Genomic DNA, 23,304 nt, shown 5'->3' with positions numbered 1-23,304 from the left:
TCCTCGACAAGGCGTCATTGCATGGCAGCCGTAGTCGCCGACCCGGTATACGATTCGACGAAATCCCGATACGTCGACGCGATTCCCTGCTCGAGTCCGATCGTCGAGCGCCAGCCCATCTTCGCAAGACGCGAGACGTCGAGCAGCTTGCGCGGCGTGCCATCCGGCTTCGATGCATCGAACACCAGTTCGCCCTCGAATCCCACCACCTTGCAAATGCACTCCGCCAGTTCGCGAATCGACAGATCTTCGCCGACGCCCACGTTGAAAAGACCTTCAGTCACGTTGTTTTCAAGCACGAACAACGTGGCCGCCGCCAGGTCGTCGACATGCAAGAACTCGCGGCGCGGAGTGCCCGAGCCCCACACCGTCAACGTGTCCGCGCCGTTCAGCTTCGCTTCATGCGCCTTGCGCAAAAGCGCGGGCAACACGTGACTGCTGTTCAGGTCGTAGTTGTCGTTCGGGCCATAGAGATTGGTCGGCATCAACGATACGTATTGCGTGTTGTATTCGCAGTTGTACGCCTCGCACAACTTCACGCCCGCGATCTTCGCAATCGCGTACGCGTCGTTGGTCGGCTCGAGCGACGAGGTCAACAGATATTCCTCGCGGATCGGCTGCGGACACTGCTTCGGGTAGATGCACGACGATCCGAAAAAGACGAGCCGCTCCACCTGGGCACGATACGCCGCGTGAATTACGTTGGTTTCGATCACCAGGTTTTCATAGATGAACTCGCCCGGCCGCGACGCGTTGGCAAGAATGCCGCCCACGCGCGCCGCGGCCAGCAGCACGACATCGATTTTCTCCGCCTGGAAGAAGCGGTTCACGGCTGCCTGATCCGTGAGATCGAGTTCGACGCGCGACCGGGTAATCACGTTGGTATAGCCCGCGGCAGCGAGCCGTCTGGCCAGCGCAGAGCCGACCATGCCGCGGTGCCCCGCGACGAAAATGCGTGAATGTTTGTCCATCGCAGTCACTCGTGATGTTCGAGCGCCGTGAAACCGGCGAGCGTGACGAGCGCGTCACGACGTGCAATCTGAAAGTCGGAGCGAACCATCTCCTTGACGAGCGAAGCGAACGGCGTGGTCGGCTGCCATCCGAGCTGCGCGTGCGCCTTGGACGGATCGCCAAGCAGCGTCTCGACTTCCGCCGGGCGGAAGTAGCGCGGATCGACGCGCACGATCACGTCGCCTGGCGACATTCTGGTTTCGCGCCCTTCCACCTTCTCGACAATGCCGATTTCGTCGACACCGCTGCCTTCGAAACGCACGGTGACGCCCAGTTCGGCGGCAGCGTGCTGAACGAACTGACGCACGCTGTACTGCACACCGGTGGCGATGACGTAATCCTCGGGCTGCTCCTGTTGGAGCATGCGCCATTGCATCTCGACGTAGTCGCGCGCATGGCCCCAGTCGCGCAACGCCGAAAGATTGCCGAGATACAGCGTTTTCTGCATGCCCACCGCGATACGCGCAATGGCACGCGTGATCTTGCGTGTCACGAAGGTCTCGCCGCGTACGGGCGATTCGTGATTGAACAGGATCCCGTTGCATGCATAAAGGCCATAGGCCTCGCGATAGTTGACGGTCGTCCAGTACGCGAACATCTTCGCCACTGCATACGGGCTGCGCGGATAGAACGGTGTCGTCTCCGATTGCGGCACCTGCTGGACGAGACCATACAGTTCCGAGGTCGACGCCTGATAAAAGCGCGTCTTGTTCTGAAGGCCCAGGATACGGATAGCCTCGAGAATGCGCAGCGTACCGAGACCGTCCGCGTTAGCCGTGTATTCCGGCTCTTCAAACGATACAGCAACGTGACTTTGCGCCGCCAGGTTGTAAATCTCGTCCGGCTCCACGCGTTGAATCACGCGCAGAATGCTGGTGGAATCCGTCAAATCCGCATGATGCAGAAAGAGCCGCTGTTCCGGATCGTGTGGATCGCGATACAGGTGATCGATTCGATCTGTGTTGAATAGCGACGAGCGGCGTTTGATGCCGTGAACTTCGTAGTCCTTAGCGAGCAACAGCTCGGCAAGATACGACCCGTCCTGCCCCGTGATCCCCGTGATCAGCGCGACCTTGCGTTTCATGAAGCTTCCCCTTTTGAACTTTTTAGTACTTGTGGCGAGAAAACTCAGCCCCGATTTTCAACCTGTAATACTGTCTTTCAACCCGCGATATTGTCTTTTCAACCCGCGATACTGTCGTATCCGTAATAGCCGCCCTGATAACCCGAACCGAGGAATGCTCCTTCCTGCGGCACATCAGTGAGCAATACCCCTCTGAGTCCGACGCCTCCATTACGAAGACGTTTGGCGGTCTCCGCAATTTCATTCACCGGATGACGGCCATGACGCACCACCAGCAGTGTCGTACCCGCATGCTTGCCGATCAGTGTCGAATCGGTCACCGCGAGAACCGGCGGCGTGTCGATGATCACCAGGTCGTAACGCGCCTTCAGTTCTTCGAGCATCGACTCGAAGCGAGAACTCATCAGCAGTTCGGAAGGATGCGACGGCAGCGTGCCCTTCGCCAGCACGTCCAGACCCGGCAGCACGTCACGCTGAATCATCGACGCCAGATCGCCGCCGCTCAGCACGTCCGACAAACCGGGTTGATGCGCGATGCCGAAATGGGAATGCACGTCACCGCGCCGCATGTCGCCGTCTATAACCAGCACGCGTTTGTTTGCCGACGCCACCAGCGCCGCCAGATTCACCGACAGGAACGACTTGCCCGCGTCGGGCCGCGAACCTGTGATCATCACCACGTTATTTGGTGCGTGGTCGAGTGAAAGCTGCAGCGAGGTACGCAGATTCCGCACGCCTTCGACGGCGATATCTTCCGGTGCCTGCTGGGCGAGAACATGCAAGCCGCGACGGCGCAACATGACATTTTCCTGCAACCGCAACTGCGTCTGGCTGCGCGGCACCACGGCGAACACCGGGACGCCGAGCACCGCTTCGAGCTCGTCCGGACGCTCCACGCCGCCGTACATCGCGCGCTTGAAGAAGGTCAGCATGATGCCGAGCACGAGGCCGCCGCCAAGCGCGATCAGGATCGCGATCACGCGCTTCGGACGGACCGGCTCATCCGGCGCCTCGGCGAAATCGACCACCCGCACGTTGCCGACCTGACCTGCCTTCGCGACGCGAAGCTGTTGCGCGCTATTGAGCAGGTTCGTATAAAGCTCGGTATCGACATGCACATCCCGCAACAGACGCAACGCGGTCTGCTCCGTGTCCGGCATCACCGATACGCTGCGGTTCATATTGGTCTGCGCGCCCTGCAGTGCTGCGATTTGCGCATCCAGCGAGGCAACCGCCGGGTGATTCGCGGTAAAGCGTTGCGACATCTCCGCACGTTGCGTTTGCAGATCCAGCAGCTTGGTCTTGTTGTCGACGATCTGCTGAAGCAGCAAGCGGCTCTCTTCGCCAAGATCCACCGTACCGTGCGTATTGCGGAACTTGTTGTAGCGCTGTTCGGCGTCGTCCAGCTCCTTGCGCAAGCCCGGCAATTGCTGATCGAGGAATGCGAGCATGTGCTCGGCTTCCGTCGAACGGCTCGCAACGTCCTGGCGCACGAATTCACGCGCCATGCTGTTGACGATCGCGGCGGTCAACGCGCTGTCGCCGCCTTCGAGACTCGCGCGGATCACGCCGGACTGCAGCGTGGTTTCCTGCACGACGAGCGCCTTCTGCAAACGATCAACCGTGCTCAACGTCGATGCACGCGACAACTCGAACTGCGAGCCCGGCGCGCCGGTCAGCGAATCGACACGCAGGGCGATCGGACCGTCCGCCGTGTCGGTTTCGACCGTTTCGCCAACATGGCCAGACAGAATCGCAATGCCGTTCTTGTCGCGCAGCACGTACGAACGGTCGTTGCCGGCGATCAGCGTGAACGTCGTGTCGTACATCTCTTTCGACGTGTCGAAACGCGACACCGCGATACTTTCATTGCCCCACGCGTAGCCGGACAGATTGATGAACTGCGGCAGTTTGAAGCCCCACTGCCCGTTCACGAGTCCGGCAATCAGGCTGCCGATAACCGGCATATAGCGCGGCGTAGCGGTGATGTCGAGATGCAGTTTCTTAACGGTCTCCTCGGTCACGAGACGCGATTTGAGCAGCTCGATTTCGGCCGCGGTCGACGGCTTCGTATCGAACATCCCCGTGAGCGGCGGCAAGGAGTCCTTACCGTTCGCGTTGGCATTCGCCGTCTTGTCCTCGACGTGAAACAACACATCCGCTCGATACGTTGGCGGGGCCAGGAAAGCGTACGCGCACCCCAGCGCGAGCGCGATCAGCGTCACCATGGCGATGGTGCGCCAGCCCCGCACGATCGTGCGGAGATAGTCCGACAGATGAAGCTCGTCCGGTCCGGACACGTCGGTGTAGCGGTTTTCGAAATTGATTGCCATTTTGGTCACCCAGCGGAACCCGGCGGTTCTGATTTACGTTATAGGGTCGTTATTTCGCGAGCACGGCACCAGTCACAGCCGCATTGATTGCCGGCAGCAGCAGGTTCAACACACGGTTAAAGCGAACCAGTCCGCCCTGACCGACATACACCACGTCCTTCGGTTGCAGCTCGAACTGGTTGGCGAGAATCATCGAAACCGGCGAGGTTGCGTCGAGGTGATAGACCTGCGGCGAATCGCTCGTCGAGTTGCGGATCACGAACAGTTGCCGCGTAGCGGCTGTGTTCGAATCGAAGCTGCCGCTATCCGAAATGGCTTGCGAAAGCGTCAGCGAACCGTTGCGCATCGGCGTGATCGTCGCAGGCTTGTTCACTTCGCCCATCACATAGACACCGCTGTCTTCGCGCGAGGCCACGCGTATCGCGTCGCCCGGTTGCAGGTAGATGTTCGACGGGTTGTGTCCGCGCTTGAGCAGGTCGTCCATGTTCAGCTGATACGTGACGCCATTGCGAACCAGCTCGACGCGGCTGCGATCGGCATTCGGGCTGAAGCCGCCGCCCTGGTTGATCGCGCTCGTGAGCGACATCGAAATGTCGTTGATCGACTGCGTGCCCGGCGTGCGGACTTCGCCGTCTACGTAGATCTGCGCAGCACGGAAAGACGCTACACGCACGGTCACTTCCGGCTTCTGATAGACCTTGCTCAGGCGGCTATACAGTTCCTTCTGGATCGTGCCGACGTCTTTGCCGGCCACGTGCACCGTGCCCGCGTACGGGAACTGCACATCGCCCTTTTCGTCGATGAGAAAGCCCGACGCCGCGTCCGTCGTCTTGCCGTTCTGCGCAGGCTGGCCTAAAGCTGCCGCGAGTTCCGGGTGATCCCACACGACGATTTGCAGCACGTCGCCGGGACCCACGCGATAGGGAGTCGGCTTGCCGAAAAGCGCCAGTGTTTCGGGCGGCAATGCGGCAGTGGTTTGCTCGGTGCGCATCTTGCGCACCAGCGACAGATTGATATCGGTAATCGGTATCGTCTGTTGCTGCGCGGGTTCGGTGCTGAAATCGCCACCTGTTTCCTGAAGCATGGCCGGTGTGTCCATCCGCTGACCAGGCGCGGCGGCGCAGCCCGCGAGCAATGCAGCGATGGCGAAAACCGTAAGACTTCCCGTGCGTGTACCAAGCGAGCTCATAACATTTCCTCCTTGCGCGGGAGCGGCGTTCCCCAGATAAGGCGACGCCCCGCGTGCTTTGTTAACAACTAGTAAGCGTTTCGATGCACCAGTCCGGCAACAATCGTCGCGCCGATGATCCGCATGTCGAGTGCGAACGACCAATGCCCCAGGTAGTAGAGGTCATGTTCGACGCGACGTTCCATTTTTTCTATGCGGTCGGTCTCGCCACGAAAGCCGTTGATTTGCGCCCAACCTGTAATGCCCGGCTTGATCCGATAGCGATTGATGTAGCCCGCGACCACTTTCTGATAGAGGTCGTCGTGCTCGAGCGCATGAGGACGCGGTCCCACGACCGACATGTCGCCACGCAATACGTTAAAAAACTGCGGCAGCTCGTCGAGGCTCGTGCGGCGCAAAAACGCACCCACCTTCGTCACGCGCGGATCGTTGCGCGTGGCCTGTTTGACGGTGCCTTTTTCCTCGGTGTGCATGCGCATCGAACGGAACTTGTAGATGGTGAACACACGTCCGTCCGCACCCTTGCGTTTCTGCCTGAAAAACACCGGCCCACGCGAAGACAGCTTCACCGCAATGGCGATCGCAAGCAGAACCGGAGCGAGACAAAGGAGCGCGGCGGCCGCGAACAGACGGTCGAAGATCTCCTTTTTCAGCATCGAGTTCGCCGACAGCGGCGACGCAACCAGATTGATTGCCGGCACGCCGAGAAGGTCGATCACGCCGCTGCCTTCGAAGAGCGCCAGGCTGCGCACGTCGGGCATGAAACGGATGTTCACCAGATCGTCGCGGAACTCGCTGACGAGCGAACAGATCAACGGCTCTTCGGAGAGCGACAACATCAGCCACAACTCGTGAACGTCGTTCGTGCGGATGTATCCAGCGAGCGCATCCACACTGTCGAACACCGGCACCCGCGTACTTGTGACCGGCGACTTCTCCGGGCTCGTGTTGTAGACCGCCGTCGCGCGAAATCCCGTGGTGGGTGCGGATTCAATACGACGAATGATCGCGTCGCATTGCGAGCCGCTCCCTACTATCGCCACCTGATGCAGATTCATGCCCGCACTACGGGCTCGCGCAAGCACCGCATGCGTGATGAGCCGGTACGAGATCAACAAGCCACCCGTGGCGGCAGTCCAGTACGAGAACCACAAGCGCGACACGAAGTCGATCCGATGCAGCGAATACATCAGCACGAGCGCACTGCCCTGCACGATCAGCCATGCAAGCGACACCTGACACGCGAGCATCAGCTTCGAGCGGCCGCGCCACGATTCATACACACCGAACGCGGGAAAGATCGCCAGCGCGAAGGCAGCGGCAAACATCACCAGCGCCCAATAGAAACCAGATTGAGCGAGGTAATCGAAGCGGATCTGCGACGCTACCGCCGCACCCGCCAGCACCAACGCGACATCGAACATTCGCGCGAGCAAATCCTGAAACTTGCGCATTTTGCTTACCTCGTACTGGCCGTCCCTGTTCGCAACCCGTCCGGCCCGCTGCCTATGAGCAACGGCCGTAGTTGTCGTTGAATCGCACGATGTCGTCTTCGCCCAGATAAGTACCCGATTGAATTTCAATAATTTCGAGCGGCACCTTGCCCGGGTTTTCAAGCCGGTGGCGCGTGCCGAGCGGGATGTAAGTGGACTCGTTCTCGCTCAGCAGGAATTGCTCTTCGCCTCGCGTGACAAGCGCCGTGCCGCGCACCACGACCCAATGCTCTGCCCGGTGATGATGCAGCTGGAGCGAAAGCTGAGCGCCGGGCGTCACGACGATGCGCTTCACCTGGAAGCGCTCGCCGTGATCGATCGAATCGTAAAAGCCCCACGGGCGATGCACCTTGCGATGCGCATCGGCTTCCGGTGCATGCTGCGCCTTGATGCGCGACACGAGACCCTTGACGTCCTGCACATGCGAGCGGTCCACCACGAGCACCGCGTCGGCGGTTTCAACGACCACCACGTTCGTCGTGCCGACGCACGCAACAAGGCGTCCTTCGGAATGCGCGTAGCTCGATACCGCTCCTTCGAACGTCACGCGGCCACGCCCTGCGTTGCCGTTGGCGTCTTTCTCCATCGCGGCCCACACCGCGTCCCACGAACCCAGATCGGACCAGCCGGCCTCCAGCCTGACGACCACACCCGCCGGCGATGCGCCGTCTGTGTGAGCGGGCTCGGCCGCGTTCGCGTCCGGTGTATCGGTCAGGCGCTCCATTACGGCGTAGTCGATCGAATCGGCCGGCGCGCTGAGGAACGCGTCGACGAGCGGCCGGAAATACGCGCCTTCGCTGCGCCCCTCACGGAACGCGCGCTCGCACGCAGCGTGCATCTCGGGCTGGAGGCGCGCGAGGGTATCGAGCCACACGCTCGCACGCACGATGAAGATGCCGCTATTCCACCAATACGTTCCCGCGGCAACGTACTTCGCAGCGAGTTCCTCCGCTGGCTTTTCGACGAATGCGGCGATCGCATGTCCATCGTCGGGCAGCGCGGCACCGATACGGATATAGCCGAAGCCCGTATCCGGCCGCGTGGGCGGCACGCCCAGCGTCGCAATCGCGCCTCGTTCCGCATAAAGCGCCGCGCTTTCCAGCGCGGCCTGCAAGGCACCGAGATCAGCGATCGAATGATCGGCCGGCATCACGACGAGAATGCCGTCCTTACCGTCCGCGCACGCAAGCGATGCCGCGAGGGTAAGCGCGGGCGCCGTATCGCGACGAGCGGGTTCGACGATCAGGCGCGCCTCGACGCCGTTCTCATGCAACTGCTCGGCAATCACGAAGCGGTGCTCTTCTCCGCAAACGATGATGGGCGAAGCGTCGACCTGCCAATTCGACGGGAACCCGTTCATGCGCCGCGCAGTGGCTTGCAGCAGAGAATCCGAACCCACCACGTCGATAAGCTGCTTCGGATAGTTCTCGCGCGACACCGGCCACAGCCGCGTGCCCGATCCGCCCGCAAGGATGACGGGGACGATGCGCGTGCAACGCGCGCCGGTTGCCTCGCCACTCGCATTGGAAGACGCGCCGTTTTCGGTTCCCTGAGTCAACATATTCGTGATCCTTATGATTCTTCAATAACGCCAGAGCAGACGTGGCGACTGCATGTATCAGGCTGGCCCGGCTCGCGCCGTCGAGGCTATTGGCCCACCATGCGGCGGCTTTGAATCCTGAACTCCGTAGGCGAAATTCTCATTCGCTTGCGAAATACCTTCGCGAGCCTGTCACCGTTGCCCATGCCGGTGCGTCGCGCGATTTTGTCGACCGGCAGTTCGGACTCGGTCAACAGACTGCACGTCACCGCGAGACGCTCGTGCAGCAGAAAACTAGAAGGCGTAATGCCCATTTCCATCTTGAAGCGGCGCAGAAAGTTGCGCTCGCTCATCGCCGCGAACTGCGCAGCGTCGGCAATCGAAATCGACTGCTGACAGTTTTCCTGCAGCCAGCGCGCCGCCGCGCGAACCTTGTCACCCGGCGTGAGCGCTCCGTCTTCGCTCAGCAGCGGACCGAGGTTCGAGCACGAATCGGCCAGCAAACGCTCCGCAACGGTGCGCGCGGTCGCGGCGCCCAGATCGCGCTTGATCATTGCGAGCGCGCTCCGCATGGACTCGAGACGATCGCCTGCGTCGGCGGCCTGCTCGGTCTGGCGCGGCGGTATCGACGGCTCGCGCAACTCGCTGCCGCCCGTTGCGTCGGGCACGTATGCCGCGTCGAGCAGTGCGCGACCTTCCGCGATCGGCCGGATCATCCCTGTGTTGTGACGCACGCGCCGCAACCAGGCAATCAGGCGTTCGTCCTTCGCAGCGGCCACTGCCCCCTTGCCGCCGGCCACGTACAACGCGTCGAAGCCGCTGTAATGTCTCGCGTCGAGTCCATCCGTCCATACTCGCAGAGCCGACGATGAAGTCACCATGCCGCCGTCTGCTGACAGAAAACACACGTCATAAGAGCAGCCGCCGGAGCCCGTGGACGCGAGATCGTTCGCCGCCTGAAACACTTCGGCTACGACGCCGGCGCCTTGCAGCGAGCAGTCGTTGAACATCAATATCGCGATGCGACGCATCCCCTTGTTCGGTGCGTGCACCCAGCGCAGCATTGCTGACTCGAGACTCGCGCAGGTCATAGCTATCCTCACCAGAAAACGGCTTCCTTCACCGTCACGGCCACGACGGGCCGACTCCGAGCAGTGCATCATAGCCACCCTAAATCAAGTATTTAGCCGCCATGACCGATAGTGTTGACATGTTGGCGCATTGACAGGGGTGACTCGCCGGTGATTTTCGGCAATATTCTGCCGACACCGAATTGCACCGAATTAATTGCCGATTCCGCATATCATTGAATTGGCGTTGTGCGAATGTTAGTGCAAACCAGGAGCGCATTTCGTTCGCCACCGCACACTGGATCACGACTCAAAAAAGGCGGTTACAATCCAATCCGCGCGTCCCGGTCGCTGTTATAAAACCGTTTTCGCCGGTTTCTGCGGGCCGCGTAGATGATTTCTCCTCCCCGCCTAGGCTGGCCGCCGAACTTGCAGCGCAGCTTTGCGCGTTCGATGGACACCACGCACTTCAATAGCGGAAAGAAGTGTCTAATATAGGCGCGTTACTGCTCACTTAAATTATTTAATTTGTTCTTATTGGGCGTCTTGAATATAAAGATGCCGATTAATGTTTCAGACCTGAAACATCGAAATAACATCCGATAACGCGGCAGTGCAAATGACGGACCAGAAGCGCAAGGCGCGAGACCGCAAACCGGCGGAAACCGCCACGAAATTGCGGAATTGCACTATGCGCTTTCCGCAACACGCCGAAAACGGACACTGCACCGAGGCGGCTCAGACCTGGTGTATTAGCAGTTTGACGACGTTCGCGCGTCCACATACGCCGCGAACCGGCACGGGGAAACATATGTCGAATCGAAGCAAACACGGCGCAGCGCGGAGCTTGAGCGATCCATCCGCAGCGCGCGCTCCAATGCGGCCCACCGCTCTCTTTTTCGCCGTCGTCGCCCTACTGTGGTGCTTCCCGGCTCAAGGCGATGCAGCCTCTGTGGCCGCGGCTGCATCAGCGGCGCCAGTCGATGTCAAAGCGCCATCGGGCCAAGGTCTGCGCTGCTCGCCGCCGTCATCCCAGACGCGCGCGGCATCTAGCGGCGATCTCATCGAAGCCGACACGCCCAGCGACGGCACGCGCCTCTTTGCCGTGTCGAAACCGTTCGCGCTCGTCATCACCACGCGCGCACCGCAAAACGACACGCTCAACTGGCAGATACGCGACACGTGGAACGTTTTGCGTGCAAGTGGGAGCTTCGGCGTCGCGGCGGGCACGACGTCGGCGACGTTAAGTTGCTCATCTACCGTAGCGGGCTACTTTGCCGTGTCGGCCTCGCTCGAACGTGCGCGAGGCCAGCTCGAATCGCGCGGCACACGTCCCGCAGGAATCGCGACCTTCGGGGTACTGCCCGATACCGCGCCGGCCTTGCCGCCTGTGCGGTTTCCCTTCGACGACCTGCACCGCTTTGGCGGCCAGGGCACCGCCTATCTCGCGCCCGGCCAGCATTGCTGCGACGGCGACGGCTATCGTCCGGTCTATACCGCGCTCGGCCTGACGTGGGCCAACGACAATCGCAACTGGTATATGGAGGAGCCCGATAAGCCGACCACCTTCAATCCCGCGACGAAGCAGCTCACGCCGTACTTCCAGCGCGGCGACATCATGCGTCTGATCCAGCTCGACGGCATCCCAAAGTGGGCAAGCCCCACGGGCAAGGAGACTCATAGCTACGCACCTACTTCACTCGCGCAGATGAAGGACTACATGGCAAAGGTGGGCGCGGAATCGAACCGCGTCCGCACGACGTATTTTCCGAAGCAGCGTGACAATTACTATCAGGTGACGTGGGAGCCGGACGCGGATGGCGGATTGCCCTGGCGCGATAGCGACGCAAATTTCGTCGCGATGTACAAGGCAGTCTGGGAAGGCATCCATCAGACAGACCCGCATGCGGTGGTCATGGGGCTCACGTATTCGTCGGTGCAGGGCAACGTGACGTGGATGCGCCGTCTGGGTCCGCTGGGCATCGGCCGCTATATGGACGGCATGACCGTTCACGGTTATTACGACATCGGCACGACGCCATCGCATCCGCCGGAGCGTGTCGCCGACACACGCAATGAGGGCACCGTGTCCGGAGCACTGGCTGCTTCGATGCGCGCGCTGCGCCACGAGATGCGTCAATACCTGAAGCCGGGCGCGCCGCTCTTCGTCACCGAAACGGGCATCAGTTATGACATCGGCGAGTCGTACGGCAAGAACTATCCAGGCGCGGACGTGCTGTACGCACAAGCCGCGGTTGTCGCCCGCACGCATTTGATCCTGCTCGGCGAGGGCGCCGACATGACCTACGTGTTCTATCTCGCGGACATGCCCGATGCCGCGCCGGGCTATGGCATCTTCTTCGAGCTCGAACACGCGAAAGGCGCCTATGGTCCCTCGCGGATCAGCCCAAAACCCGCGGCGCTCGCGGTTGCGGCAATGACACGCATCATCGACGGAACCAATACGCTTGGGCCTCTGAAGGGCCTGCCAGCAGGCGTCCATGCGTACGCGTTCAGAAGGCTTGGCGGCGGCAAGATCGTGACTGCGCTGTGGACTCACGACAACGACCGATGGAGCGCGAAAACCGGATTCAACGCGGGACAAAGCGTCGACTACCGCTTGCGGGTCGATGCACCCGGCACGAGCGGCGAGGTCACTGCGCTCGACATGATGGGCAACGCAACGGCCGTACCGTATCGCGACGGCGTGGCGAACCTGAAACTGTCGCCCGCGCCTCTCTATGTGCTGTCCAGGAACGCCGACGTGTTCAAAGACGCGGTGACTGCGCCGGAAGGCTACGTTGCCCGATAGAGATCCGGACGCATGACGTGATCGGTACGCTACTTCCCGCGGCGAAACCGCCGCGATAGCTAGGTAGCGCACAAAAAATCCGCGCCGGTAAAGCTAGCATTCTTATCGACGCGCTGGAGCCGCCCAATGAACGGCGTAGCATGGTTCATGCTGATACTCGCGGCGGTGGCCGGCGCGTTTGTGTTTGCGGCGGCGGGCACACTCGTGCTCCTGTTGCTGTTCGCCTATGTAGCCGAGAAGCTGACCCGCGACGATGACAACCGCGGCGACTACTAGCGATCACCTGTGACTACTAGCGACTACTAGCGCTTGCAACAGAAAAGTCGCGCCGGACATAGCACCCTCGCTTAAGGAACTGAAATGCTGACGGAGATCGACTTTCTCGACGTTGTTCGTCTAACGCCACTCGTCGCGATCGATCTGATCGTGAGGGACGCAGACGGACGAATCCTGATCGGCCATCGCCGGAACCGGCCCGCGCGCGGCACGTGGTTTGTGCCCGGCGGTCGCATTCTGAAAGATGAAAGGCTCGACGCCGCGTTCGCGCGCATTGCGGATGCCGAACTGGGTATCGCTCAGCTTGCGCGTTCGTCCGCTCGCTTCGAAGGCGTATTCGAACATCATTACAGCGACAATTTCGCGGCAGAGCCTGGCGTGTCGACTCACTACATCGTGCTCGCCTATGCGCTGTCGCCCGGCAACACGCACCAGATCGGGCGGCCCGATCAGCACAGCGACTATCTGTGGCTCACGCCCGCCGAGCTGCTCGCGCACCCGGACGTCCACGAAAACACCAAAGCGTACTTCCGCTAATCGCGCCGACATATACGGATCGGCGAAGCGCGCCGTCATGTCGAGCGCAGTGTTGTCCCGGCAACGTGGAACGTCAGACCATTGCAGTATGATCGAGCCCACTTTCAACGGCTCGAATCGACATGCGATCAGCGGTAGCCAGTTCTGTTCGGAGGTCGTGCATTGCGCTCGTCGCGCTGCTCGCAGTGCTCGTGTTCGCCACGTTTCCAGCGACAGCGCGCGCAGCCGCCTGCAAAGCGGGCACACTCGTCACGGTCGTCGCGCATCTCGATGACGATCTGCTGTTTGTCGATCCTGCGATCAGCGAGCGTCTGGATGCAGGATGGTGCATCAGTACGGTGCATCTGATCGGCGGCGCAAACGGTGCGAACTTCTCCTATGTGCTCACGCGCGAACGGGCCTCGCGGCTCGCATATTCACGCATGGCGGGGGCGCCTGACGCCTGGAACGAATCGAACGTCGAGATTGCCGGCAAGCTCGTGCATCAAATGGTGTTGAAAGCAAAGCCCCAGGTTCGCCTGCTCGAATTGCGACTGCCGGGCGGAGGCGTGCGCGGCGGACGCCAGCCGCTCGGCTTGCTGTGGGAGCAGCGCGCAACGCTTTTCTCGTATCCGATGAGCACGGACGGCTCGGGGCGCATGAAATACGACCGCGACACGCTGTCGGCCACATTGAAGGCAATTCTCGCTCAGGCTACGCTGATCTACACGCTTAATCCGGACACCGTACCATTTGTCGAACATCCGGATCACATCGTTGCCGCACGCATCGCGCGTCATGTTGCCCAGACTCTCGCCAGGAGCGTGCCGATCGTCTATCACGTGACATACCCGACGGGCGGTTGGCCGGCCAATGTTCCAGCGACCGAAGTGCAGCGCAAGCGCGACATTGTCGCGAGCTACTTTTCGATCGACGGAAACGAGTCGTCGCATGTATTCGGCGAGTTTCAGTGGGACGGCAACTGGATCGCGCGGCGTTATGCATTCGCGGATCGCAGCGATCACCGCGTGCCGGACTTCCAGGCGCGTCCAATACAGCTATTCAATGTTGCGACGAATCGCTGCGTAACTGCAAACGGACCCGGCCGCGCGCCTACGCTCGCCGCATGCAATGGATCCGCCGCGCAGCAATGGCGATGGGAGCCGGTACCAGTCTATCCCGGCAACGCGCGCAATGCGGCGCTTGTCAGCGCCGCGACGTCGCAATGCATCGCCGAGCGCGACGGTTATCTGCGCTCGGAAAGCTGCGATCAGTGGGATCTTGCGCAACGCTGGACGCCTTGGGACTTCGGCCTCGTCTATACGCCTATGCGCCATTGCCTCGGCGAAAACGACGGCAAGCTGACAATGCGCGGCTGCACCGCGCTCACCACGCGTTACCGTTGGGCCACGACGCAACGCATCCAGGCAAACGATCTCCGGCTCGCCACCGCAATGTACGCAGACGTGACGGGCACGGGAGCGCAATCCGCCGTCTATGTGCAGCGGCAGCACGATGGTCCCGGCTTCAACGTCTATGCGGCGTCGCTCGAAAAAGCTTCGCCCCCGGCACTCTGGTATGCAGCCGCTGTGCCGTTCGACCCAGACGCGACCGCGCCGAGCTGCGCGGGCGACAAACTGTGCTTCGACAGCGCGCGTTTCCTGCTCGGCGACTTTGACGGCGATGGCAAGGCTGACCTGATGGTTGTTACTGCGCGAGAGAACGGTACCGCCTTCTGGCTGCTGCGCAGTTTGGGCGATCGTTTCGATGCACCCCGCCTCTGGTTGCAAACGGACGCGGCATTCAAACCCGAACTCGCTCAGCAATACGTGGCTGCGGATTTCACCGGCATGCGCAGAGCCAGTGTGCTCATTGCGCAGAAGCGCGCAGACAGCGGGCTCGACTTGTGGATCGCGTCATCTGCCGGCGCCGCAGATTCTGGCACCGCCCCTGTGCTCGTCGCGCAAGCTCGAGGCCTCGCACAGAACGCTGCGTTGCTGCCGTTCGGCAACGCGGGTTCGCGCTCGTCGCTCGTCGCCATGGAGACGGCGCTAGGACGCGTGTCGCTCACAGTCATCTCGAACGACGGGGCGCGGATGAGCATCGGTGAACGCAGAATGTTGCCCGCCAACTTCGTACCGGGCTTCGTGAAGACGACGGTCGCATCGTCGCGCGGCGACGATCGCGACACGCTAATGCTGGTCACGCCGCGTGTAAATGGCACAGACGCCGACACGCTGATCGACATCGCCACGCTCGACATCGCCGCATCCGCAGCGACGCCGGTGCACGTGGCTTCGTTGCGCGGCATGTCGTGGTCGGATGTATTCCCTGGCTATGTGCGCGACACGCACGGCGCGGCACTCGTGCTTTATCGCAGGACCGACGCGACGCTCGGCGACTTTTACTTTACTGGCGGCGCACCGGCGCTATCGCGCTATCCGCTGGAAAACGGCTTTGCCCTGGGCGCGCCGCACGATCTCGGCGAGCTACCAGGGCTGTTTTCGGAGACGGTGAGAATAGACCGGCTCGCGCAATAATGCGTGACGCGCCGGTCCTCAAGCTCAGGATGAACTCAGGGTCGACTCAGGCCGATACCTGCATCGGCTGAGCGAACTTGCGCACGATCGACATGTAGCGGTCCGCAGTGTCGTGCAGCGTATAACCGGCGAGTTGCCGGTGCGCGCGCGGCGTTTCCAATGCCTTGACGAGCGCGTGAGCATAGGCGTCGACGTCCGTCGTGTCGACGAGATTCACGCCGGCCAGATTGCTCGCGAAACCGAATGAAGGAATGCGGTTTGCCACGACCGGAATTCCCGATGCGAGCGCCTCCAGAAATCCTATGCTCTGGGCTTCGAAGCGAGATGGCATGGCGAACACGCGCGAGGAGCGCAGCACCGCGGCGACGTCCGAGCGCGGTCCGCATACGCTGACCTTGCTCTCCAGACCAAGTTGCCTCACGAGCGATACTACCGCGCGGTGATAACCGAGTTCCTCGACCACGCCGCACAGCAGCAAACGCGCTTCCGGTTCGACCTGCAGTACACGCTCGAACGCGCGAACCGTGTCCAGTTGACTCTTTCCTTCGATGTATCGGCCGAGCTGAACGATCTGCTTCGAAGGCACCGCACTGTCAGGTGCGGGCGAACTGTCGTGTCCGGCGAATAGCGACGCGTCGACGCCATTGGGAATGACCACCATCGAAGGATGCCGGCCGATCTCGCGCATATAGTCGTCGATATTCTGCTGCGAGACGCCGATGATGGCTCTCGCCCGGCGCGATAGCAGGCGTTCGGCGCGCTTGAGCGCACCGTTCTCGAAGTCGTTGACGCCTGAATGCATCACCCATGCGATAGGGGTGTTCACTGGCAACAGACGCACGTATAGCGCAGCAAGCGTCGCATGCGCAATGATGAAATCCGGGCGAAACTCGCGCACCACGCGATACAGGTGCAGCAGTTTGCCGATCCTGCCATGCCGCACATCGGGAAAGCGGCACATGACACCCGCCGCCTCGAGCTCGGCTCGAATAGCGACGAAGTCGTCCTGCTGCGGCAACAGCGAAGTCATACAGACTTCGTGTCCAGCACGCTGATGGTGAATCGCAAGACCTTTTACAAGTACTTCTGCCCCGGACAATCGTGGTGCGTGAACCAGTTGAAGAATCCTCACGATTTATCTCTCTGATGACCGCCCATGTTGCAGCGGATAGATGAGTCGGCCCAGCGAACAACGACACGCCGGGCGCTCTCATCCGATAGTTGGTATCTGGCGCACGCCTTTGCAGCGTGCGCCCTTTCCGAAACACGCGACCGGCCAATGCACCGGTTCTCGACGCGAGAAAACGTTACACCCAAGATCCTGCAAGTTTGCGCCAAGTCCAAGACTTCTTCGGCTTCGGAATGAGCGGTATCGCCCACTTGGGCGGTGAATTTCTTCTGGAGACCGAATAGGCCGGCCGATCCATTACACCATTTCACCAAATGTCTGACGAGCGTTAATGAGCGCTACCGCACATTGGCGAGACGGGGGATGAAAGCGGTGGCATCTGGCGGTCTATACGCGAGGCAAGAACCAAAGAAATACCCTACTTCGAGATGTCCTCCAAAGCGACATCGCGCGTCTTCGGGCCGAGCGTGCCAATAGCGAGCATCACAATTGCCATCGCACCGGAAATGAAAACGAACACGCCATTTACGCCGAAGCGGCTCAGGCAACCAGCAATCACGAATGCGGAGAACATTGCCGACAGCCGGCTCCACGAATAAACGAAGCCTACTGCTCGGGCCCGGATACTCGTCGGAAAGAGTTCTGCCTGGTACGCGTGGTAGCTATAGGAAATGATGTTGCCCGCGAGCACGAGACACACGCCGAGGCTGACCAGCAGCACCGTCTCTCGCACCTGGCTAAACAGCAAGCCGCACATCACGTTCACGGCCGCCATGAAGATAATGACAGTCTTGCGCTCGAAACGGTCCGCAATCAGCAAGCCGAGCAACGGTCCGAGCGGCGCCGCCACCGCAATGATGCTTGCGTACATCAGGCTCGTCGTCACCGTAATGCCCTGCTTGATCAGCAGCGTCGGAATCCAGTTGGCAAAGCCGTAGTAGCCCATCGTCTGGAATACATGAAAGATGATGAGCATCAGCGTGCGCTTGCGATACGGCGGCACCAACAGATCGCGGAATGCTGCGCGGGCACGAACCGGCTCCGGCAATGCGGGTTCCGGCAGCGCTCGTCCGTATTCGCGTTCAACTCGCGCTTCGAGCCGCGTCATGATCGCGTCCGCTTCGTCGATCCGGCCTTTTTGCGCGAGCCACCGAGGACTCTCCGGCAAACCGAGCCGGATCCACCACACGACGATCGCGCCCACCACGCCGGTCAACACGACAAGACGCCAGCCGTCCAGACCAAAGAACTGATGAGGCACCAGCAGATACGAGAGAAAAGCGACGATCGGCACTGCGCAAAAACCGACTGCCTGCGAACACGCAGACGCTCGGCCGCGCACGTGCTTGGGCACGAGTTCGGAGATGTATGTGCCGATCGTCACGATCTCCACGCCTATGCCAATGCCCGCAATGAAACGCCACAGGTTGAGCCCGAGCGCCGTGTCCTGAAACGCCATGATGACGTTCGCCGCCGTGTACCAAAGCAGCGACCACGTGAAAATTGCGCGGCGCCCGAAGCGGTCGGCGAGAAAGCCGCACGCCGCGGTCCCGATGAAGAGTCCCGCGAACAACGCGGCGATGAAGCTCGCCACGCCGCTCGTACCGAACAGGCCATGCGTCGTCGCGGTCAGAATGCCGCTGCGCACGAGTGCCGGCGCGATATAGCCCGAGAACATGAGGTCGTACAGTTCGAAGAAGAGCCCGAGGCTCAACAACATCACCAGCTTCCAGATGGAACGCGTGGCCGGCAAGCGGTCGAGCCGCGCCGAAATGCGCGCGCCGCCCAGCGCTATTTCTTCTGCGCGGCTGCCCGCCGAAGCCCCTGCGCCCGAAGGCAAGCCGAGCGCGCCGGCATCGCCGACCGCTGTGGCATACACCGTCTGATTTGACGACTTCATCGTCTGTCTCCTTGAATGCCGGTCTGCGCCGGACAAGCTTGATTGACCGTGTTCGCTGCTGATCACGCAGCCTCGCGTGGCGCCCGGTTCGACTCGTTGTTCAACAGCGCGATTTGCGCCTCGTCATAACCTAGCTCGCGCAATACCGCCGCCGTGTGCTCGCCGATCTTCGCGATGGGCTGACGCGGCTGCAAACGCGCGCCGTCGATCGAAATAGGCAGCAGCGGCATGGCGGTTTCACTGCCGTCGTCTAGCGTGAGGCGAGCAAGGCCGCCGCTTTCTTTCAGGTGCGGGTCGTCGAACAGCTCTTCGGGCTTCGCAATCGACGCGAACGGAATGTGGTCGCGCTCGAACAACGGCACGAGCGCCGCGCCTTCGAAACGGCTCAAGGTGTCGCCCAACGTTTGCAGCAGCCATGAGCGGGCGAGCACGCGGTCGTTGTTCGTCGCGAGGCGCGGGTCGGCGAGCAGATCGCCGCGGCCGAGAATCGCGCACAATGCGCGCCATTGGCCGTCGCCAGTCGCGGCAATAAACATCTGCTCGTTGTTCGCGAGCGTGAAGACGTCGTAGACGGCCCATGCACTGATGCGCTCAGGCATCGGCGCCGGCGGCACACCGGTCGCGGCGTACTGCTGCATGTGCTGCGCGGACAGCAGCACACAGTTTTCGAAGAGCGCGCTTTGCACTTCCTTGCCGCGCCCGCTCGCATGCCGTTCGTGCAGTGCGGCGAGCACGCCGATCGCACCGAACATCCCGCCCATGATGTCGTTGACCGAACTGCCGGCGCGCAGCGGGCGGCCCACCGGACCGGTCATGTATGCGAGGCCCGCCATCATCTGCACGACTTCGTCGAGCGCCAGGCGGTGTTCGTACGGGCCATTGAGAAAGCCCTTGTGCGATACGTAGATCAGCTTCGGGTTGCGCTCGCGCAGCGACGCATAGTCGAGACCGAGCGTCGCCATGCGGCCCGGCTTGAAGTTTTCGACGAACACGTCGGCAGTATCGACAAGCTTGTGCAGCGCAGCCAGTCCCGCTTCGCTATCGAGATCGAGGGCGACGCTCTTCTTGTTGCGATTGAAGGTGCGGAAAAAACCCGCGCCGGTGCCGAGCAAGCGGCGCGTGCCGTCGCCGCGCGGCGGCTCGACCTTGATGACTTCTGCGCCGAGGTCGCCGAGAATCATCCCGCAGGTCGGGCCCATCACCATATGCGACAACTCGATCACGCGAATGCCGGCAAGCGGCAATGCGCTCTGCTGCGGCGCTTCAGTAGTGGAACTGGCGGTAGCGGAATGGGCGTTCATTGCAGCACCTGTGAGCAGGAAGAAGGTAAAGATTCGATCTGTCTCGAAGCGGCGAACTGCCTGGGCAAACCGGCGCGCGCGAGATAGCCGTAAAGCGGCTCACCGGGCAACGCATCGGCGAGCACTGCACGCGACGCGATCAGGCGCGTGAGGTCAATGCCGGTTTCATAGCCCATGCTTTCGAGCATGAAGACGAGATCTTCGGTGTTGACGTTGCCGGTCGCGCCAGGCGCGTGCGGACAACCACCAAGCCCGGCGAGCGACGCGTCGAATTCGCGAATGCCGTGTTGCAATCCGATCAATGTATTGGCGAGCGCAAGGCCGCGCGTGTCGTGCAGATGCAGCGATCGCAGTTTGTCGCCCGCCACGCCGCGCACGATTTCGATAATTTCGCCGACCTGGCGCGGCGTCGCTTCGCCGGTCGTGTCGCCGAGTGCGACCACGTCGGCGCCTGCACGCACCGCATCGCGGGCAATCGCGGCGATGTCTTCATAGGGCACCGTGCCTTGCAGCGTGCAGCCGAATACCGTCGATAAACCGGCAATCAACTCCACACGCCGCGCGCCTGCACCCGGCGCGCTGTCGATCGCCTCGCGCATTGCCGCGAACACGTCGATCATTTCGGCCGGCGTCTTGCGCACGTTCGCGAGGCTGTGCGCGGTGCTCACCGAGATCGGCGCGACGATCCGATGCACGCCCGCTTCGAGCGCACGTTGCGCGCCTTTCAGGTTCGGCACGAGTGCGGTCACGATCAGATCGCCATAACCCAGCGCGTGGGCGATGACCTCGTCGGCGTCGGCCATTTGCGGCAGCAGCTTCGCCGGCACAAAAGAAGCGACTTCCATGTGCCGCACGCCAGCGGCATAGGCGGCGTCGATCCAGCGGCGTTTGGATTCGGTGGGCATCGTTTGGGCGATGCTTTGCAGACCGTCGCGCATGCCGACCTCAGTCACGACGACGCGCTCCCTCATATCACTCATGTTTTGAATCCTGCGGAAAATGCGGGGAAATGAAGCACGGATCACAGCGTGCCCGCGCGAGAGCGCGTCGCAAAGTCTGCGTTGACGAAGCACTCCATCGCCGTTGACGATGGCCGGCGACTCAAGCGGGACGGGCATGCGCCGTCGCAAAGGGGAAACCCTTAAGGGCTTTTCAGAGGATGCGAAGTGCGGACCTGCGCGGCCATGCGCGTAGCTTGAATCGCATATTGACGAGCGGTTGAGCGGCCTGATTTCGCTTCGGATCGGAGATCGGGACGCTACCTCTGCGCATGCCTCAAACCATGCGCAGCAAGTGCTCCAGCAAATGCGACGCAGCGAGGGTCAGCGCGTTGCGGTCGCGCACGCAGATCACGAAGCGCCGTTCGGCCCACGCTTCGCGCAACGGCACGGCGACGATGCCATATTCGTCGGCGGCATGACGGGGCAGCGCCTCGCCGGGCAGAATGGCTACCGCGAGGCCCGCCTGGATAAAGCGATAGGCGGCGTCGAACGTCGACACGTACGTGCGATAGTTGAGTTCGCGTCCTTTCTCAGCCGCGATCCGCTGCATCAGCGCATTGACCGACGCATTCGACGAGAGTCCGAGGTGATCGAACGCAAGCGTCTGCTCGAAGCCGATGGCCGCCTCGCCGGCAAGTGGATGGCCACGCGGCACGATTAGCGCGAGGTGATCGGCTCGATACGGCAGCGCGTCGAGACTCCCCATCGGCACCACGTCGCGACAGATGCCGAGATCGGCCACGCCTTCTTCGAGGCCCCGAACGATTTCCGTGCTCACGCGCTCTTCGACATCCACCCGTATCTGCGGGTTGGCCTTTAGAAATTCGGACAACGCCTCGGGCAAAAACTCGACCATCGACGACACGTTCGCCAGCACGCGAACATGGCCGCGCGCACCGGCTGCATATTGGCTCAGCTCGGCCTGCATGCGTTCATGGCTGCGCATGATGAGCCGTGCATGCCGCAACAACGCCTCCCCCGCGGCAGTGGCGCGCACACCGCGCTGACTGCGCGAAAGCAGCGCGACATCGACGAGCGCCTCGAGATCGGCGAGCCGCTTGCTGACCGCTGACGGCGCGATGAACTCGCGTTCCGCGGCGCGCGCGATCGTGCCCTCCTCGCAAACGGCAATGAACAAGCGCAACGTCACCTGATCGATCTGCCACATGCGGGACGGCTCCAAAGTAAGAGTGGGGAAAATTATGCCCGAGTAAAGCGGTGCCGGACCTGATGCCAGGGTATCCACGGTCGATTGATGCGCAGTGCTTGCACGCTGGCTCTGCTGCTGGACCGCTGGCCGCTTGCTCGCGGCTTGCGCGCTCGCTATGCTCGGCGTTGCTCGCGGATGCCGTCGCATTCTTGCAATGGTTTGCGATGCATGCGGCCCGCCCGGTGACTGTATCGCTACCGACCATGACCACTTCACGGAAATAGCCATGTCCATGTCCATGACCAGCCTCTTCGTTACCGCTGCCGGCGTCGGCCTTGCGATTGCCGCGCCAGTGGGGCCCATGGGTATGCTTTGCATACGCCGCACGCTGACGGGCGGCCCGCGCGCCGGACTGGCGATCGGCTTGGGCATTGCAAGCGGCGACGCGTTCTATGGTCTGATCGCGGCGCTCGGGCTCGTCGGCATTTCGCAGTTCATGCTGGCATACGACAGGCCGTTGCATCTGCTTGCCGGATTGTTTTTGCTGTATCTCGGTGTGCGCACGCTGCTGCAAAAGCCTCCCGTCGACGCGGCCAACGGCGAAGCGAACGGGAACGGCAATGGCAATGGCAAACTCGCGCAAGTGGGCCGCGCGGGGGCGCTGCGCGCCTACGCGAGTTCCTTGCTGCTCACGCTGACCAACCCGCAGACGATCATCATGTTCGCCGCGTTGTTCACGACGCTGGCGCCGCGCGGCGCGTTTTCGTCGACGATTGCGCTCACGACGGTCGGCGGCGTTTTCTGTGGCTCGATCGCGTGGTGGTGCTTTCTCGTGACGGTGGTATCGCTGGCGCGGCACGCTATCGGCAGCAAATTGCGGCTCGCGATCGACCGGCTCGTCGGGATCATGCTCGCGGCCTTCGGCGTCGTCGAAATTCGCCGCGCGCTTTGAGCGCTGG

At 61.8% G+C, this 23,304-nt stretch carries 17 protein-coding genes; 5 read left to right on the top strand and 12 right to left on the bottom strand.

All coding sequences use genetic code 11. The features are described 5' to 3' along the window. Positions 1–14: 14 nt before the first annotated feature. From OH764_RS02735 to OH764_RS02705, 7 genes are all read right to left on the bottom strand, one after another. On the bottom strand, positions 15–971 hold the full coding sequence (locus OH764_RS02735) for a GDP-L-fucose synthase family protein (protein WP_498847949.1): 957 nt from the start codon (positions 969–971) through the stop codon (positions 15–17). 5 nt (positions 972–976) lie between these two features. Next, positions 977–2,095, bottom strand: a complete 1,119-nt coding sequence (gmd, locus tag OH764_RS02730) for a GDP-mannose 4,6-dehydratase (protein WP_110402741.1) — start codon at positions 2,093–2,095, stop codon at positions 977–979. A gap of 98 nt (positions 2,096–2,193) precedes the next feature. Next, positions 2,194–4,428, bottom strand: coding sequence for a polysaccharide biosynthesis tyrosine autokinase (locus OH764_RS02725; RefSeq protein WP_214877246.1), 2,235 nt, complete (start codon positions 4,426–4,428; stop codon positions 2,194–2,196). 49 nt (positions 4,429–4,477) lie between these two features. Next, the gene (locus OH764_RS02720; protein ID WP_498847948.1) at positions 4,478–5,617 is read right to left on the bottom strand and encodes a polysaccharide biosynthesis/export family protein; all 1,140 of its coding nucleotides are present in this window, start codon (positions 5,615–5,617) and stop codon (positions 4,478–4,480) included. A 68-nt stretch (positions 5,618–5,685) separates the two neighbouring features. Further along, the gene (locus tag OH764_RS02715; RefSeq protein ID WP_498847947.1) at positions 5,686–7,071 is read right to left on the bottom strand and encodes a sugar transferase; all 1,386 of its coding nucleotides are present in this window, start codon (positions 7,069–7,071) and stop codon (positions 5,686–5,688) included. A 52-nt stretch (positions 7,072–7,123) separates the two neighbouring features. Continuing rightward, the gene (locus OH764_RS02710; protein ID WP_498847946.1) at positions 7,124–8,671 is read right to left on the bottom strand and encodes a glycosyltransferase family protein; all 1,548 of its coding nucleotides are present in this window, start codon (positions 8,669–8,671) and stop codon (positions 7,124–7,126) included. An 86-nt stretch (positions 8,672–8,757) separates the two neighbouring features. Continuing rightward, positions 8,758–9,741: a helix-turn-helix domain-containing protein gene (locus OH764_RS02705; protein WP_498847945.1), complete on the bottom strand. Its 984-nt coding sequence runs from the start codon at positions 9,739–9,741 to the stop codon at positions 8,758–8,760. 790 nt (positions 9,742–10,531) lie between these two features. Between OH764_RS02705 and OH764_RS02700 the strand changes: the two genes are divergently transcribed. The 4 genes from OH764_RS02700 (at position 10,532) to OH764_RS02685 (ending at position 15,864) form a co-directional block, all read left to right on the top strand. Continuing rightward, positions 10,532–12,532 carry a hypothetical protein gene (locus tag OH764_RS02700; protein WP_498847944.1) on the top strand — a complete coding sequence of 667 codons (2,001 nt, stop codon included), beginning with the start codon at positions 10,532–10,534 and terminating at the stop codon, positions 12,530–12,532. Positions 12,533–12,658: 126 nt separating this feature from the next. Beyond that, positions 12,659–12,808: a hypothetical protein gene (locus tag OH764_RS02695; RefSeq protein WP_498847943.1), complete on the top strand. Its 150-nt coding sequence runs from the start codon at positions 12,659–12,661 to the stop codon at positions 12,806–12,808. An 84-nt stretch (positions 12,809–12,892) separates the two neighbouring features. Further along, positions 12,893–13,345: a GDP-mannose mannosyl hydrolase gene (locus OH764_RS02690; RefSeq protein ID WP_498847942.1), complete on the top strand. Its 453-nt coding sequence runs from the start codon at positions 12,893–12,895 to the stop codon at positions 13,343–13,345. A 122-nt stretch (positions 13,346–13,467) separates the two neighbouring features. Continuing rightward, a complete protein-coding gene (locus tag OH764_RS02685; RefSeq protein ID WP_498847941.1) occupies positions 13,468–15,864 on the top strand; it encodes an RICIN domain-containing protein in 2,397 nt (798 codons plus the stop codon). A 46-nt stretch (positions 15,865–15,910) separates the two neighbouring features. Here the strand turns inward: OH764_RS02685 and OH764_RS02680 are convergent, their stop codons facing one another. The 5 genes from OH764_RS02680 to OH764_RS02660 all read right to left on the bottom strand — a co-directional run bounded on the left by OH764_RS02680 (position 15,911) and on the right by OH764_RS02660 (position 22,363). Further along, the gene (locus OH764_RS02680) at positions 15,911–16,996 is read right to left on the bottom strand and encodes a glycosyltransferase family 4 protein (protein ID WP_498847940.1); all 1,086 of its coding nucleotides are present in this window, start codon (positions 16,994–16,996) and stop codon (positions 15,911–15,913) included. A 415-nt stretch (positions 16,997–17,411) separates the two neighbouring features. Further along, entirely contained in the window at positions 17,412–18,893 is a 1,482-nt protein-coding gene (locus OH764_RS02675; RefSeq protein WP_498847939.1) for an MFS transporter, read from the bottom strand. Between the two features lie 62 nt (positions 18,894–18,955). Further along, positions 18,956–20,194 carry a CaiB/BaiF CoA transferase family protein gene (locus OH764_RS02670; protein ID WP_498847938.1) on the bottom strand — a complete coding sequence of 413 codons (1,239 nt, stop codon included), beginning with the start codon at positions 20,192–20,194 and terminating at the stop codon, positions 18,956–18,958. Next, the gene (locus OH764_RS02665; protein ID WP_498847937.1) at positions 20,191–21,174 is read right to left on the bottom strand and encodes a hydroxymethylglutaryl-CoA lyase; all 984 of its coding nucleotides are present in this window, start codon (positions 21,172–21,174) and stop codon (positions 20,191–20,193) included. Before OH764_RS02665 ends, OH764_RS02670 begins: the two co-directional genes overlap by 4 nt. A gap of 295 nt (positions 21,175–21,469) precedes the next feature. Then, positions 21,470–22,363: a LysR family transcriptional regulator gene (locus tag OH764_RS02660; RefSeq protein ID WP_408161642.1), complete on the bottom strand. Its 894-nt coding sequence runs from the start codon at positions 22,361–22,363 to the stop codon at positions 21,470–21,472. A 274-nt stretch (positions 22,364–22,637) separates the two neighbouring features. Between OH764_RS02660 and OH764_RS02655 the strand changes: the two genes are divergently transcribed. Beyond that, entirely contained in the window at positions 22,638–23,297 is a 660-nt protein-coding gene (locus OH764_RS02655; protein ID WP_498848736.1) for a LysE family translocator, read from the top strand. The last annotated feature ends 7 nt before the right edge of the window (positions 23,298–23,304 follow it).

It is taken from the genome of Burkholderia sp. M6-3 (assembly GCF_050858985.1).
GTDB lineage: Bacteria > Pseudomonadota > Gammaproteobacteria > Burkholderiales > Burkholderiaceae > Paraburkholderia > Paraburkholderia caledonica.
This window is presented reverse-complemented; position numbering and strand designations above follow the sequence as displayed.